Source organism: Rivibacter subsaxonicus, assembly GCF_004217215.1.
GTDB classification, from domain to species: Bacteria; Pseudomonadota; Gammaproteobacteria; order Burkholderiales; family Burkholderiaceae_C; genus Rivibacter; species Rivibacter subsaxonicus.
The window spans coordinates 48,761-63,894 of the sequence record NZ_SHKP01000007.1 but is presented as its reverse complement, the minus strand read 5'-3'; the positions used below and the strand labels follow the sequence as shown (position 1 = coordinate 63,894).

12 protein-coding genes are annotated in these 15,134 nt (G+C 70.6%); all 12 read right to left on the bottom strand.

Annotated features, from left to right (window positions below; all coding sequences use genetic code 11):
• Position 1 precedes the first annotated feature (1 nt).
• Positions 2-835: a cell division protein FtsQ/DivIB gene (locus EV670_RS13475; protein WP_130432971.1), complete on the bottom strand. Its 834-nt coding sequence runs from the start codon at positions 833-835 to the stop codon at positions 2-4.
• A gap of 10 nt (positions 836-845) precedes the next feature.
• The gene (locus EV670_RS13470) at positions 846-1,817 is read right to left on the bottom strand and encodes a D-alanine--D-alanine ligase (RefSeq protein WP_130432969.1); all 972 of its coding nucleotides are present in this window, start codon (positions 1,815-1,817) and stop codon (positions 846-848) included.
• Positions 1,818-2,226: 409 nt separating this feature from the next.
• Entirely contained in the window at positions 2,227-3,639 is a 1,413-nt protein-coding gene (murC, locus tag EV670_RS13465; protein WP_130432967.1) for a UDP-N-acetylmuramate--L-alanine ligase, read from the bottom strand.
• A complete protein-coding gene (gene murG / locus EV670_RS13460; protein WP_130432965.1) occupies positions 3,636-4,724 on the bottom strand; it encodes an undecaprenyldiphospho-muramoylpentapeptide beta-N-acetylglucosaminyltransferase in 1,089 nt (362 codons plus the stop codon). Before murG ends, murC begins: the two co-directional genes overlap by 4 nt.
• Positions 4,721-5,998 (bottom strand): putative lipid II flippase FtsW, encoded by a 1,278-nt coding sequence (gene ftsW / locus EV670_RS13455; protein ID WP_130432963.1) that lies wholly within the window; start codon positions 5,996-5,998, stop codon positions 4,721-4,723. The genes murG and ftsW overlap by 4 nt, the downstream gene beginning before the upstream one ends.
• On the bottom strand, positions 5,995-7,851 hold the full coding sequence (gene murD / locus EV670_RS13450) for a UDP-N-acetylmuramoyl-L-alanine--D-glutamate ligase (RefSeq protein ID WP_130432961.1): 1,857 nt from the start codon (positions 7,849-7,851) through the stop codon (positions 5,995-5,997). The genes ftsW and murD overlap by 4 nt, the downstream gene beginning before the upstream one ends.
• A 10-nt stretch (positions 7,852-7,861) precedes the next feature.
• A complete protein-coding gene (gene mraY, locus EV670_RS13445; protein WP_130432959.1) occupies positions 7,862-9,043 on the bottom strand; it encodes a phospho-N-acetylmuramoyl-pentapeptide-transferase in 1,182 nt (393 codons plus the stop codon).
• A 12-nt stretch (positions 9,044-9,055) separates the two neighbouring features.
• A complete protein-coding gene (locus EV670_RS13440) occupies positions 9,056-10,552 on the bottom strand; it encodes a UDP-N-acetylmuramoyl-tripeptide--D-alanyl-D-alanine ligase (protein ID WP_242616969.1) in 1,497 nt (498 codons plus the stop codon).
• On the bottom strand, positions 10,549-12,048 hold the full coding sequence (locus tag EV670_RS13435) for a UDP-N-acetylmuramoyl-L-alanyl-D-glutamate--2,6-diaminopimelate ligase (RefSeq protein WP_130432957.1): 1,500 nt from the start codon (positions 12,046-12,048) through the stop codon (positions 10,549-10,551). Before EV670_RS13435 ends, EV670_RS13440 begins: the two co-directional genes overlap by 4 nt.
• Positions 12,048-13,832 (bottom strand): peptidoglycan D,D-transpeptidase FtsI family protein, encoded by a 1,785-nt coding sequence (locus EV670_RS13430; protein WP_130432955.1) that lies wholly within the window; start codon positions 13,830-13,832, stop codon positions 12,048-12,050. Before EV670_RS13430 ends, EV670_RS13435 begins: the two co-directional genes overlap by 1 nt.
• Complete coding sequence (gene ftsL / locus EV670_RS13425) at positions 13,829-14,176, bottom strand: cell division protein FtsL (RefSeq protein WP_130432953.1); 348 nt, start codon at positions 14,174-14,176, stop codon at positions 13,829-13,831. Before ftsL ends, EV670_RS13430 begins: the two co-directional genes overlap by 4 nt.
• Complete coding sequence (gene rsmH, locus EV670_RS13420) at positions 14,173-15,132, bottom strand: 16S rRNA (cytosine(1402)-N(4))-methyltransferase RsmH (protein WP_130432951.1); 960 nt, start codon at positions 15,130-15,132, stop codon at positions 14,173-14,175. Before rsmH ends, ftsL begins: the two co-directional genes overlap by 4 nt.
• Between the last annotated feature and the right edge of the window lie 2 nt (positions 15,133-15,134).

The window sequence follows — 15,134 nt, the reverse complement described above, 5'->3', positions numbered from 1 at the left end:
CTCAATTCGTGTTCTTCGAAGCCGGCGCGGCGGGCGCCACCGTGCCGAGGCCGCGCAGCTTGAGCGCGTAGCCGTCGGCATGGCGCAGGTCGGCCGCGGCCAGCGCCCGGTTGCCGAAGCGCGACTGCACCTGCGCCAGGGTCGCGACGAAGGCCTGCAGGCGCGCCAGCACCGCGGCCTCGTCGCCGCGGCCGAGCTCGATCTCGGCGCCCGAATCGAGCTCGATCTGCCACGAGCCGCGCGGCGACAGGCGCAGGCTGTCGATGCGCGCGTCGAGTTCGACCAGCGCCGGCTGCAGCCGCTGCAGCATCGCCAGCATCACGGCCGCACTCGGCTCGTCGGGGCCGTCGAGCGTGGCCAGCCCCTCGTCCTCGACATCGCCCGGGTTGGCCTGGAAGACCTCGCCCTGGCGGTTGACGAGCTTGTTCTCGCCCTCGTCCTGGTGCCACCAGGCCGCGACGCGGTGCTCCTCGAGCGTGACCGCGATCTTGTCGGGCCAGATGCGGCGCACGGTGGCGCGGCGCACCCACGGCACCGACTCGAAGGCGGCCTGCGCCTTGGCCAGGTCGAGCGTGAAGAAGTTGCCCTGCAGCCGCGGCAGCGCGTTGGCGCGGATCGTCGCGCCGTTGTTGCGCGAGAGCTCGCCGTCGACCTGCACCGCGGCCAGCGTGAACAGCGGCAGCCGCATCAGCCAGGCCAGGCCATAGCCGACGATCGCGAAGCCGGCCACGATGAACAGCACCGAGGCGGTGATGTTCATCGTCCGCACGTCGAACGGCGTTCCGGCCGAGGGATCGGCGCGGACGGCGTTGGCGGGCTTGTTGCGGGTGGCCATGGTCGGTGCTTCAGGCCTTTGCAGCGGGCGGCGCGTCGAGCGCGGCCGTCGCCAGCAACTGCACGCACAGCTGCTCGTAGCTGATGCCGGCCGCGCGCGCCGACATCGGCACCAGCGAGTGGCCGGTCATGCCGGGGCTGGTGTTCATCTCGAGCAGGAAGGGCTTGCGGTCGCTGGCGCGAACCATCAGGTCGGCGCGGCCCCAGCCGCGGCAGCCGAGCGAGCGGTAGGCGGCCAGCGTCAGGCGCTGGATCTCGGCCTCCTCGACCGCCGGCAGGCCGCTCGGAACCAGGTACTTGACCTCGTCGGTGAAGTACTTGTTCTGGTAGTCGTAGCCGGCCGCCGGCGGCTTGATGCGCACCACCGGCAGCGCGCGCGCCGAAGCGCCTTCGCCGATGACCGGGCAGGTGAGCTCCTCGCCGTCGATGAACTCCTCGCACAGCACCTCGGCGTCGTAGCGCGCAGCGAGCGCCACCGCGGCCTGCATCTGCGAGTAGCCCTCGACCTTGGAGACGCCGATCGACGAGCCCTCGTGCGGCGGCTTCACGAACACCGGCAGGCCGAGCTGGTCGGGCACCTGGATCACGCGTTCGCGCTGCTGGTCGTCCGCACCGAGCAGCACGTAGCGCGGCGTCGGCAGGCCCTCGGCGAGCCACAGGCGCTTGGTCATCACCTTGTCCATTGCGATCGCCGAGGCCATCACGCCGGAGCCGGTGTAGGGAATGCCGAGCAGCTCGAGCGCGCCCTGCACGCTGCCGTCCTCGCCGTGACGGCCGTGGAGCGCGATGAAGACCCGGTTGAAGCCTTGCTGCTTCAACTCGACCAGCTCGCGCTCGGCGGGGTCGAAGCCATGCGCGTCGACGCCCTGCGATTGCAGCGCGGCCAGCACGCCGCTGCCGGACATCAGCGAGATCGGACGTTCGGCGGAGGTGCCGCCCATCAGGACGGCGACCTTGCCGAGTTGGCGGGTGTCGATGCTCATCGACGGCTCTCCTGTACTGCTCTTCCTGGATGTGCTTGCTCTGGCGCTTGCCTACTCAGTGAGGCTGCGCCGGGATTTCGCCCCGGCGGGCGAGTAACTTTCTCTTGCGTGCCCAAGAGAAAGTCACCAAAGAGAAGGGCACCCTGCTTCGCTGGTCGGCGCTGCGCACCGACTCCCCTGCGCTGCTCGCGCCGTGAAGGCGGCTGCGGAACTCGGCCGGCCTGGGCCGGCCTCAGACAGTCCTCGCCGACCGAGCGCTGCGCGCTCGGCAACCTGCCCGCCGCTGCGCTGCTCGGCAGCGAAGAAGGGAACCCGTCGACGAAGTGGCTCACGCAACACCAGCGGAGCCGCAGCGCGCTGCGGGTACGTGCCGCGGTCTTACGCACGAGGTGATGCGCACGCAAGGCGCTCATGCCGCGCCCCCCAGAGACAGCTCGACGATACGAGCAGGCACAGAGCCGATCGACCCCGCTCCCATCGTGATCACCACATCCCCATCGCGCACGAAATCCGCCACCGCCTGCGGCATCTCGGCCACCGCGTCGACGAAGACCGGGTCGACCTTGCCGGCCACGCGCAGCGCCCGCGCCAGCGAGCGCCCGTCGGCGGCGACGATCGGCGTCTCGCCGGCCGGGTAGACCTCGGTCAGCAGCACCGCGTCGGCGCCGCCCATCACCTTGACGAAGTCCTCGAAGCAGTCGCGGGTGCGCGAGTAGCGATGCGGCTCGAAGGCCAGCACCAGGCGCTGGCCGGGGAAGGCACCGCGCGCGGCGGCGATCACCGCTGCCATCTCGACCGGGTGGTGGCCGTAGTCGTCGATCAGCGTGAAGCTGCCGCCGCTCTTGCAGGCCAACTCGCCGTGGCGCTGGAAGCGGCGGCCGACGCCGCCGAACTCGGCCAGCGCCTTGACGATCGGCGCATCGGGCAGCTCGAGCTCGGTCGCCACCGCGATCGCGGCCAGCGCGTTGCGCACGTTGTGCTCGCCGGCCAGGTTGAGCGTGACGGCCAGGTCGGGCAGCGCCGTGCCGTTGCGACGCTGGCAGGTGAAGCGCATCTGGCCGCCGGGCAGCGCCTGCACGTCGACGGCGCGCACCTGCGCTTCCTCGCCGAAGCCGTAGACCACCAGCGGGCGCGAGATCAGCGGCAGGATCGAGCGGATGCCGGCGTCGTCGCCGCAGACCACCGCCGCGCCGTAGAAGGGCATGCGGTGCAGGAAGTCGACGAAGGCCCCCTTGAGCCGCTCGATGTCGTGGCCGTAGGTCTCCATGTGGTCGGCGTCGATGTTGGTGACGACCGACAGCACCGGCATCAGGTTCAGGAACGAGGCATCGCTCTCGTCGGCCTCGACCACGATGAACTCGCCGGCGCCGAGGCGCGAGTTGGTGCCGGCGCTCTCGAGCTTGCCGCCGATGACGAAGGTCGGGTCGATGCCGGCCTCGGCCAGCACGCTGGTGACGAGCGAGGTGGTGGTGGTCTTGCCGTGGGTGCCGGCGATCGCGATGCCCTGCTTGACGCGCATCAGCTCGGCCAGCATCACGGCGCGCGGCACCACCGGGATGCGCAGTTCGCGGGCGGCGACGACCTCGGGGTTGTCGGCCTTGACCGCGGTCGAGGTGACGACCGCGCCGGAACCCGCCACGTTGGCGGCGTCATGGCCGATCGCGACGCGGATGCCGAGCGAGGCGAGCCGGCGCGTAACGGCGCTGTCGTTCTGGTCGCTGCCCGAGACGTGATAGCCCAGGTTGTGCAGGATCTCGGCGATGCCGCTCATGCCGGAGCCGCCGATGCCGATGAAGTGGACGTGCTTGATGGCGTGTTTCATCGCACGAGCCTTTCGATCTCTTCGGCGACGCGGGCAGCAGCGCGCGGACGCGCAAGAGAGCGCGCCTTCGCTGCCATCTCGACCAGCGCGGTCCGATCCAGCGTGCGCAGAAACTCCGCGAGCTTCTCGGCCGTCAGCTCCACCTGCGGCAGGTGGGTCGCCGCGCCGTGCTGCGCCATGAAGGCCGCGTTGTCGCGCTGGTGCGAGGTGGTGCTGACGATCAGCGGCACCAGGATGCTGGCCACGCCGGCCGCGCACAGTTCGCTCACCGTCGCCGCGCCGGCGCGGCAGATGACCAGGTCGGCCTCGGCCAGGCGCTGAGGCATGTCGTCGATGAAGGCCAGCACCTCGATGCGGCCGTCCTCGGTATCGAGCCCGGCCGCGGCATAGGCGGCCTTGACGCTGTCGCGGTTGAGTTGCCCGGTCTGGTGGGTCAGCAGCGGCCGCTGCTCGGCGGCAAGCAGCGCCATCGCCTGCGGCAGCGTCTCGTTGAGCACCTTGGCGCCGAGGCTGCCGCCGACCACCAGCACGCGCAGCGGGCCGCTGCGGCCGCTCATGCGCTCGGCCGGCGCCGCCATCGATTCGATCTCGGTGCGCACCGGGTTGCCGGTCACGATCGCGCGCTTGGTCGATGCCGCCGCGGCGCCGTCGAAGCCGAAGGCCACACGGTCGGCCACCGGCAGCAGCGCCTTGTTGGACAGCAGCAGCGCGGCGTCGGCATTGACCAGCATCAGCGGCTTGCCGAGCAACGCCGCCATCAGGCCGCCCGGGAAGCAGACATAGCCGCCCATGCCGAGCACGGCGTCGGCGCTGCGCCGGCGCAGGATCGCGAGGCATTCCCAGAAGGCCTTGAGCAGGCGCAGGCCGCCGGTCAGCGTGTGGACGATGCCCTTGCCGCGCAGGCCGCTGAAGCCGATGTTGTCCATCGGGATGCCGCTCGGCGCCACCAGCCGGTTCTCCATCCCGGCCGACGTGCCGAGCCAGCTGATGGTCCAGCCACGGCTCTGCATCTCGCGTGCGACGGCGAGGCCGGGGATCACGTGACCACCGGTGCCAGCCGCCATGATGACGAGGTGGCGGGTCATGTTCGTCCGCCTCGCATCAGCTGCCGGTTCTCGATATCCACCCGCAACACGATCGCCAGCGCGATCGCGTTCAGCAGGATCGCCGAGCCGCCATAGCTCATCAGCGGCAGCGTCAGCCCCTTGGTCGGCAGGACGCCCAGGTTCACGCCCATGTTGATGAAGGCCTGGCCGCCCATCCAGATGCCGATGCCTTGTGCATACAAGCCGGCGAACACACGGTCCAGCGCGATCGCCTGGCGGCCGATGTGGAAGATGCGCCGCGTCAGCCAGAAGAAGGCAAAGATCACCGCCGCCACGCCGATGAAGCCGAGTTCCTCGCCGATCACCGCGAGCAGGAAGTCGGTATGCGCCTCGGGCAGGTAGTAGAGCTTCTCGACGCTCGAACCCAGTCCCTGGCCGAAGATCTCGCCGCGACCGAAGGCGATCAGCGAATGCGAGAGCTGGTAGGCCTTGCCGAGCGTGTACTTCTCGTCCCAGGGATTGAGGTAGGCAAAGATGCGCTCGCGGCGCCATTCGCTGAAGCTGATCATCAGCACGAAGGCACCGACCAGCACCGCGGTGATCAGCAGGAACATGCGGCCGTTGACGCCGCCGAGGAACAGGATGCCCATCGCGATCGCGGCGATCACCATGAAGGCGCCCATGTCGGGCTCGGCCAGTAGCAGCACGCCGATGATCGCCAGCGCGACCGCCATCGGCGCCACCGCGCGCACGAACTTCTCCTTGATCTCCATCTTGCGAACCATGTAGCCGGCCGCATAGAGCGCGATCGCGAGCTTGGCCAGTTCGCTGGGCTGGAAGTTCATCAGGCCGAGCGGGATCCAGCGCCGCGCGCCGTTGACGCCCTTGCCGAGTCCCGGAATGAGCACCACCACCAGCAACAGGATCGCGCCAACGAAGACCCAGGGCGCATGCTTTTCCCAGAACGACATCGGGATCTGCACCGCGACCAGCGCGGCCACGAAGGCCAGCGCGATCGACAGCAGGTGGCGGATCAGGAAGTGGGTCGGCGAGTAGCGTGCAAAGCGCGGGCTGTCGGGCAGCGCGACCGAGGCCGAATAGACCATCACCGCACCCAGCGCCAACAACAGCACGATGCACCAGACCAGCGGCTGGTCGAATCCGAGCAGGCGCGCCGGCTGGCCGGAGGACACGCTGATCCAGTCGCGCACAGGCACCGCGTCGCCGCTCTTTGCGCCGTTGCCGAGGAGCGCAGCGACGCGTGCGCGCAGCGTGGCGAACATCGACGTGGACGCGGTGATGGCAGAGCTCATCCGGCCAACTCCTCGCCGCGATCGAGCGCCAGTTCGCGCACCGTCGCAGTGAACACCTCGGCGCGATGCGCGTAGTTGCGGAACATGTCGAGGCTCGCGCAGGCCGGGCTCAGCAGCACCGCGTCGCCTTCGCGCGCCTGCTCGAAGCACCAGCGGGTCGCGGCCTCGAGGCTGTCGTGGCGTTGGGCCGGCACGCCGCTCGCGGCGAGCGCCGCGCCGATCGTCTCGGCATCGCGCCCGATCAGCGCAAGCGCGCGCGCATGGCGCGCCACCGGCGCCGCCAGCGGCGCGAAGTCCTGGCCCTTGCCGTCGCCACCGAGGATCACGAGCAGCTTGCCCGGCGCCTTGTCGGCACCCAGGCCCTCGATCGCGGCGACGGTGGCACCGACATTCGTGCCCTTGCTGTCGTCCACGGCCTCGACGCCGCCGACAGCGCCGAGCACCTGCACCCGATGCGGCTCGCCGCGGTACTCGCGCAGGCCGTGCAGCATCGGCGCCATCGCGATGCCCGCCGCGCTCGCCAGCGCCAGCGCGGCCAGCGCGTTGGAGGCGTTGTGGCGGCCGCGGATGCGCAGCGCGTCGGCCGGCATCAGGCGTTGCAGGTGAATCTCTTCTTCTTCGTCGCGCTTACGCTTGACCGTCTCGTCGGCCTCGAGCGCGCGCACCAGCCAGGCCATGCCGTTCTCGACGATGAGGCCGAAGTCGCCCGGCCGACGCGGCGCATCGAGCCCGAAGCGCAGCACCTTGCGGTTGAGCGTCTTGCTGCGCGCGCCGCGTTGCGTCGCCTTCTGCACCAGCGGCGGCGGCACCATGGCCTCGACCGCGGCTTCGTCGCGGTTGACGACCATCACGCTGTCCCAGGCCTCGTCGGCGCCGAAGACGCGCTTCTTCGCGGCGCCGTAGGCCGCCATGCTGCCGTGCCAGTCGAGATGGTCCTGCGTGAGATTGAGCACCGTGCCCGCGCTCGGCGCGAAGCCGCCCTCGCCGCCCAGGCGCACGCCGTCGAGCTGGAAGCTCGAGAGTTCCAGCACCCAGACCTCGGGCAGGTGCTCGAAGACCGGGCCCGCCGGCGGCGGCGGGATCAGGTGCGCGGGCGGGCCACCGCCGATGGTGGAGAGGTCGTCGGCGGGCGCGTCTTCGAGACGCTCGTCGGCGTCGGCGGCGTCATCGGCCTCGACGGGGGCGGTGGGATCCTCGCCCTCGACGAGCGCGACCTCGCCCGCAGCCGCCGGCTCGACCACCGCGCTCGCTGGCGCAGCCTCCGTCAAGGCGGATTCGGACTCGTCACGCCCGGCGGGTGCAGCGACCTCGCCCGGCGCCGGCTCGAGGTCGAGCGCCGCACCCAGCGTGTCGAGCATCGTCGGGCCGACATTGCCGGCGATCGCGACGCGCGCGCCGCTGCGTTCGACGAGCGTTCCGCACAGCATCGTCGTCGTCGTCTTGCCGTTGGTGCCGGTGATCGCGAGGACCTTGGGCGCGTAGCCGCGCCCGGCCTTCAGCTCGGCCAAGGCCTGCGCGAAGAGATCGAGCTCGCCGTAGATCGGGATCACGCGCTCCTCGGCCGCCGCCAGCAGTGGCGCGATCGCGGCGTCCAGCGGCGACAGGCCGGGGCTCTTGAGCACGCGGTCGATCGCGCGCGCATCCTCCGGCCCGAGCAGCGCCTGCGCGTCGAAGCCGTGCACGAAGGCTGCCTGCGGCAGTTCGGCGCGCAGCGCCTCCAGCTTGGGTGGCTGCGCCCGGCTGTCGGCCACGACGATGCTCGCCGCGCCGCAGCGCGCGGCCCAGCGCGCCATCGCCAGGCCGGATTCACCGAGGCCCAGCACCAGCACGCGTTGATCGAGGAGTTGCTTCATCGTCCCCGCTTCAGCGCAGCTTGAGGCTGGACAGGCCGATCAGGCACAGCAGCATCGTGATGATCCAGAAACGCACCACGACCTGCGTTTCCTTCCAGCCGGTCTTTTCGAAGTGGTGGTGCAGCGGCGCCATCAGCAGCACGCGCTGGCCGATGCCGGTGCGGCGCTTGGTCCACTTGAACCAGCTCACCTGCACCATCACCGACACCGCCTCGAGCACGAAGATGCCGCCCATGATCGCCAGCACGATCTCCTGGCGCACGATGACGGCGATGGTGCCGAGCGCGCCGCCGAGCGCGAGCGCGCCGACGTCGCCCATGAAGACCTCGGCCGGGTAGGCGTTGAACCAGAGAAAGGCCAGGCCCGCCCCGGCCATCGCCGCGCAGAAGATCAGCAGTTCGCCGGCGCCCGGGATGTGCGGCAGCAGCAGGTAGTTGCTGTAGACCGCGTTGCCGGTGACGTAGGCAAAGAGACCGAGCGCCGAGCCGACCATCACCACCGGCATGATCGCCAGGCCGTCGAGGCCGTCGGTGAGGTTGACCGCGTTGCTGCTGCCCACGATCACGATGTAGGTCAGCGCGATGAAGCCGAACACGCCGAGCGGGTAGCTCACCGTCTTGAAGAAGGGCACGATCAGGTCGGCCTTGGGCGGCAGGTCGTTGGAGAAGCCGCTCTGCACCCAGCGCATGAAGAGTTCGAGCACGCGCAGGTTGCTGGTCTCCGACACGCTGAACGCCAGGTAGAGCGCGGCCACCAGGCCGATCAGCGACTGCCAGAAGTACTTCTCGCGCGAGCGCATGCCCTCGGGGTTCTTGTCGACCACCTTGCGCCAGTCGTCGACCCAGCCGATCGCGCCGAAGCCGAAGGTCACGATCATCACGATCCAGACGAAACGGTTGCTCCAGTCGAACCAGAGCAGCGTCGAGACCGCGATCGCGAGCAGGATCAGCGCGCCGCCCATGGTCGGCGTGCCGCGCTTGGCCAGGTGTTCCTGCACGCCGTACTCGCGGATCGGCTGGCCGATCTTGAGTTCGGTCAGGCGCTTGATGACGATCGGGCCGAGCACCAGGCCGATCAGCAGCGCGGTCATCGCCGCCGCCACCGCGCGGAAGGTGAGGTACTGGATGACGCGCAGGAAACCCCACAGCTCGGGATCGAGGGCCTGCAGCCAGGCGGCGAGGGTAACGAGCACCTGTTTGTCCCTTCAGTGGATGGTCGGCGTCGCCGGCGCCAACGCCAGCGCCGCGACCACCTGTTCCATCTTCATGAAGCGCGAGCCCTTGACCAGCACCGAGGCCGCGCGCGGGGCGTCGGCATTGAGCTGGCCGAGCGCGGCCACCAGCGCCGCGGCATCCGCAAAGCGGCGCGCACCGCGGCCGAAGGCATCGGCGGCATGCGCGCAGGCAGCACCGGCGCACCAGAAGTTCTCGATGCCGCGCTCGCGTGCATGCACGCCGACCTCGGCATGGAAGGCCGGGCCCTGGTTGCCGACCTCGCCCATGTCGCCGAGCAATAACCAGCGCGGGCCAGGCAGCCCGGCCAGCACGTCGATCGCGGCGCGCACCGAGTCGGGATTGGCGTTGTAGCTGTCGTCGATCAGCGTGATCGACTGGCCGTGCAGCGTCGCCACCTTGAGCTGCGAACGGCCCTTGACGGCCTGGAAGCTTTCGAGCCCGCGCATCACCGCGGCCCAGGGCGCGCCGGCCGCCAATGCGCACGAGGCCGCGGCCATCGCGTTGAGCACGTTGTGGCGGCCCGGCACGCGCAGCGCGATCGGCGCCTCGCCGGCCGGCGTGCGCAGCAGCAGGGCCCAGTGGCCGCGACGGTCGCCGGGGCCGGGTGCGGTGATGCCGCCATCGGGCCGGCCCACGTGCCAGGTCGCCTCGCCGCGGATGTCGGCGTGCGCCACGCTGATCGGCGCGGCACCACCCTCAGCTTGGAGCGCGAAGCTCAGCGTCGGCCGACCGGCCGCCAGCGCCTGCCAGATCGGCGTGTGCGCGGCGTCGTCGGCCGGGAACACCGCCACTCCATGCGGCGGCAGCGCGGCGAACACGCTGCCGTTCTCGCGCGCCACCGCTTCCACCGTGGCCATGAACTCCTGGTGCTCGCGCTGGGCGTTGTTGACCAGCGCCACGGTCGGCCGCGTGATCACCGCCAGCTCGGCGATCTCGCCCGGATGGTTCATGCCGAGCTCGACCACGCCGGCGCGATGGTGCGGCCGCAGACGCAACAGCGTCAGCGGCACGCCGATGTCGTTGTTGAGGTTGCCCTCGGTGGCGAAGGCATCGCTGCCATGCCAGGCGCGCAGGATCGAGGCGATCATCTGCGTCACCGTGGTCTTGCCGTTGCTGCCGGTCACGGCGATCAGCGGCAGTTCCATCTTCTGGCGCCACGCGGCGGCGAGCTGGCCCAGCGCGCGCTTGCTGTCGGCCACCACCAGCCCCGGCATCGCCGCCGGCAGCGCATCGGCGCGCTGCACCAGTGCCGCCACCGCGCCGGCGGCCCGGGCCTGGGCCAGGAAGTCATGCGCATCGAAGCGTTCGCCCCTGAGCGCGACGAACAGATCGCCGGGCTGCAGCGAACGGGTGTCGCTGTGGACGCGGGCAATGGCGGTTGCGCCCGCAGTTGCGTCGTCACCGACAAGGGTGCTGCCGGGCAGCATCGCGTGCGCGTCGGCCAGCGTCATCATCGTCGTGCTCATGCGGTGCGCCTCCTTGCGAGTGCGGTCAGCGCCTCGGCCACGTCGGAGAAGGGGTGCTTGACGCCCTCGATCTCCTGGTAGTCCTCGTGGCCCTTGCCGGCGATCAGCACCACGTCGCGCGCGTCTGCACCGGCCAGGGTCCGGGCGATCGCGTCGCGGCGGTCTTCGACGATCTGCGCCGACTGCGGCTTCTGCAGGCCGGCGGCGATTTGCTCGAGGATCGCGCCCGGCGCCTCGCGGCGCGGGTTGTCGCTGGTGACGATCACCGCATCGGCCAGGCGCTCGGCGATCGCGCCCATCAGCGGACGCTTGCTCGCGTCGCGATTGCCGCCGCAGCCGAACACGCACAGCAGGCGGCCGCCGCGCGCGTGGCTGAGCGAACGCAGCGCCGCGAGCACCTTCTCCAGGGCGTCGGGCGTGTGGGCGTAGTCGACCACCGCCAGCGGCTCGCCCTGGCCGCCACCGACGCGTTGCATGCGGCCGGGCACAGCCGTCAGTTGCGGGCACAGCGCGGCAGCATCGGCCAGCGGCACGCCGAGCGCGCGCAGCCCACCGATCACCGCCAGCAGGTTGCTGACGTTGTAGTCGCCGATCAGGGTCGTCCGGACCACGGCTTCACCGCCATCACGCTCGCGCAGCGTGAACTTCAGGCCTTCGGAGGTGTAGCCCACATCGTGCGCCGACAGCCGCGCCGCAGCGCCGCCGACGGCATAAGTCCACAGCTCCAGCGCGCCGGCGAGTTCCTTGGCGAGCTGCGCGCCTTGCCCGTCGTCGAGATTGACGACCGCCGCCTTCAGGCCGGGCCAGGCGAAGAGCTGGCGCTTGGCGGCCCAGTAGGCCTCCATCGTGCCGTGATAGTCGAGATGGTCGCGCGTGAAGTTGGTGAACAGCGCGACCTCGACCTGCGTCGCGTCGAGCCGGTGCTCGACGATGCCGATCGACGAGGCCTCCATCGCGCAGGCGGCGTAGCCCTCGTCGGCGAAGCGGCGCAGCGCGGCGTGCAGCGTCACCGGGTCGGGCGTGGTCAGGCCGGTGAACTCGATCTGCGCCTCGTTGGCGCCTAGCGGCGGTTGACCCACGCCCAAGGTGCCGATCACGCCGCAGCGCTGGCCGAGCAGCGTCAGCGCCTGCGCGGTCCACCAGGCGGTCGAAGTCTTGCCGTTGGTGCCGGTGGTCGCGACCATCCGCAGCCGCTCGCCCGACCGGCCGTAGAAGGCGTTGGCGATCGCGCCGGTGGCCGCCTTCAGGCGCGGCAGCGCGGCGACGCGGGCGTCGGTGAAGCCGAAGGCCTCGACGCCCTCGGCCTCGACCACGCAGGTGGTCGCACCCGCGGCCAGCGCCTGCGCCACGTACTGGCGGCCGTCGTTGGCGTAGCCGGGCCAGGCGATGAAGGCGTCGCCCGGCTGCACCGCCCGGCTGTCGGTGCGCAGCGTGCCGGTGACCCACTCGTCGAGCCAGCGGGCGGCGGCTTCGGGGGATTTGAGCCTCGTAAGCATCAGAAGCTCTCTTCCACCGCGGTGACCTGGCGCGCGACGATCTGCGGCTTCACTTCGATGTCGGGTGCCACGCCCAGCGTGCGCAGGCTCTGCTGCACGACCTGGCTGAACACCGGCGCCGCGACCGCGCCGCCGTAATACTTGCCGTTGCTCGGTTCGTCGACCATCACCGCCACCACGATCCGAGGATCGTTGATCGGCGCGAGGCCTACAAACCACGAGCGGTACTTCTTCTCGGCGTAGCCCTTGCCTTCCTGCTTGTGCGCGGTGCCCGACTTGCCGCCCACCGAGTAGCCGATGGTCTGCGCCAGCGGACCGGTGCCGCCCTCGCCGGCGGCCATCTGCAGCATGTGGCGCATCTCGCGCGCGGTCTCGGGCGAGAACACGCGCACGCCGCCGCCCACGGGCTGCTCGGCGCGCGTGATCGTCACCGGGATCAGCTCTCCGTCGCGCGCGAACACGGTGTAGGCCTGGGCCAGCTGGAACAGGCTGGCCGACAGGCCGTAGCCATAGCTCATCGTGGCCTGCTCGATCGGGCGCCAGCTCTTGTAGGGCCGCAACCGGCCGCTGACCGCGCCGGGGAAGGCGAGCTGCGGCTTCTGGCCGAGGCCGATCGCGGTGAACATCTCCCACATCTCGCGCGCCGGCATCTGCATCGCGATCTTGGTGGTGCCGACGTTGCTCGACTTCTGGATCACCTGCTCCACCGTCAGCAGGCCGTGCGGGTGAGCATCCGTGATCGTGCTGCCGGTGATCGTGACGCGGCCGGGCGCGGTGTCGATCACCGTGCCCGGCTTGACGCGCCCTGTCTCGAGCGCAAGGCCGACGGTGAAGGGCTTCATCGTCGAGCCGGGCTCGAAGGTGTCGGTCAGCGCGCGGTTGCGCATCTGCGCCGGGTTGAGGTTCTTGCGCTCGCCCGGCGTGTAGCTCGGGTAGTTGGCCAGCGCCAGCACCTCGCCGGTCTTGACGTCGAGCACCACCACGCTGCCGGCCTTGGCCTTGTGCTCGGCCACCGCGTCGCGGATGCGCTGGTAGGCGAAGAACTGCACCTTGGTGTCGAGCGAGAGCTCGATGTCGCGGCCGTCGAGCGGCGGCACGCTCTCGCCGAGATCCTCGACCACGCGACCGAGGCGGTCCTTGATGACACGGCGGGTGCCGTCGCGGCCGGCCAGCTGGCTCTGGAAGGCCAGTTCGATGCCCTCCTGGCCACGGTCCTCGATGTTGGTGAAGCCCACCACATGCGCGGCGGCCTCGCCCTCGGGGTACTTGCGCTTGTATTCCTGCAGCTGGTGCACGCCCTTGAGGCCGAGCGCCTTGACCTTGAGCGCCACCGCCTCGTCGACCTGACGCCGCAGGTAGACGAAGTTGGGGCTGTCGGCCAGCTTCTTCTCCAGCTCGGCCGGCGTATAGCCGAGCAGCTTGGCGAGTTCGCGCTTCTGCGCGCCGCTGGCCTCGACGTCCTTCGGGATCGCCCAGATCGTCGGCGCCGGCACGCTGGAGGCGAGCAGCAGCCCGCCGCGGTCGATGATGCGGCCGCGGTTGGCCGGCAGCTCGAGCGTGCGCGCGTAGCGGTTGGCGCCCTGCTGCTGGTAGAAGTCGGTGCCGATCACCTGCACGTAGACCGCGCGGCCGATCAGCACCACGAAGCCGAGGCCGATCGCCGCCACCAGGAACTTGCTGCGCCACGGCGGCGTCTTCGAGGCCAGCAGCGGGCTGGTCGAGTAGCGCACGCTGCGCACCGGGATCGCGCCACGACCGGCCGGATCGCTCCTGAACCAGCTCATTCGCGCGCCCCCGCCGCCGCGCGCTCGGCGGCGCCCGGCGTGTCGACCGCCACCGGCGGCCAGGCCGCGACCGGCGCCGAGGCGCCCAGCGCCACGTACTGGGTGACCGCCGGCGTCGCGGTGCGCATCGCCAGCTTTTCGCGCGCCAGGCGCTCGACGCGCAGCGGCGTGGCCTGGGTGCGCTTCTCGAGCGAGAGACGCTCGTGATCGGACTCGATCTGCAGTGCCTGAGCCTGCGCCCGGTCGAGCGCGGCGAACAGGCGCCGCGCCTCGTAGGACTCGCGCACCAGCAGCAGGCTGCTGACGATCAGCGCGACGAGCAGGACGGCGTTCAGGCGCGTCATACCGCAACGCCCTCGCCGGTGCGCTCGGCCACGCGCAGGATCGCCGAGCGCGAGCGCGGATTGGCCGCCACCTCGTCGGCGCTGGCCTTGATGCGCGCGATGGCCCTGAGCTTGAGCTGCGGCGGCGCGGCAAAGGGCGCGCGCCGATCGAACACCGCCTTGCTGTGGCCGGCGATGAAGGTCTTGGCGATGCGGTCCTCGAGCGAATGAAAGCTGATCACCGCCAGCCGGCCGCCCGGCTTGAGATGCGCCAGTGCGGCGTCCAGGCCCTGCTCGAGTTCCTCGAGTTCGGCATTGACCCGGATCCGCAGCGCCTGGAAGGTGCGCGTCGCCGGATCCTGGCCGGCTTCGCGGGTGCGCACGCAGCGCGCCACCAGTTGCGCCAGCTCACTGGTGGTTCGCAGCGGCTCGCCAGCCTCGCGGCGCGCGACGACCGCCTTGGCAATGGCATTGGCGAAGCGCTCCTCGCCGAACTCGCGGATCACCTCGGCGATTTCGCGCTCCTCGGCGCGGGCCAGGAACTCGGCCGCGCTCTCGCCGCGCGTGGGGTCCATGCGCATGTCCAGCGGACCGTCGAAGCGGAAGCTGAAGCCGCGCGCCGGGTTGTCGATCTGCGGCGAGCTGACGCCGATGTCCATCAGCACGCCGTCGACCTGCGCCACGCCCAGCCGCGCGAAGACCGTCGCCATTTCGGCAAAGGCGGCGTGCTCGATGGAAAAACGCGGGTCCGTGACCCGCGCTTCGCCTTGGGTTGCGTGGGCTACCGCGTCTGGGTCGCGATCGATCGCGATCAATCTCCCCTGTGGCGACAGCCGTTCGAGGATCAGCCGCGAATGGCCGCCGCGGCCGTAGGTGGCGTCCACATAGATGCCGTCGGGCGCCTGCACGAGCGCATCCACCGCCTCGTGCAGCAGGACGGTGCGGTGCTGCAAAACCTGGTTGGCCGGCGATGACATCG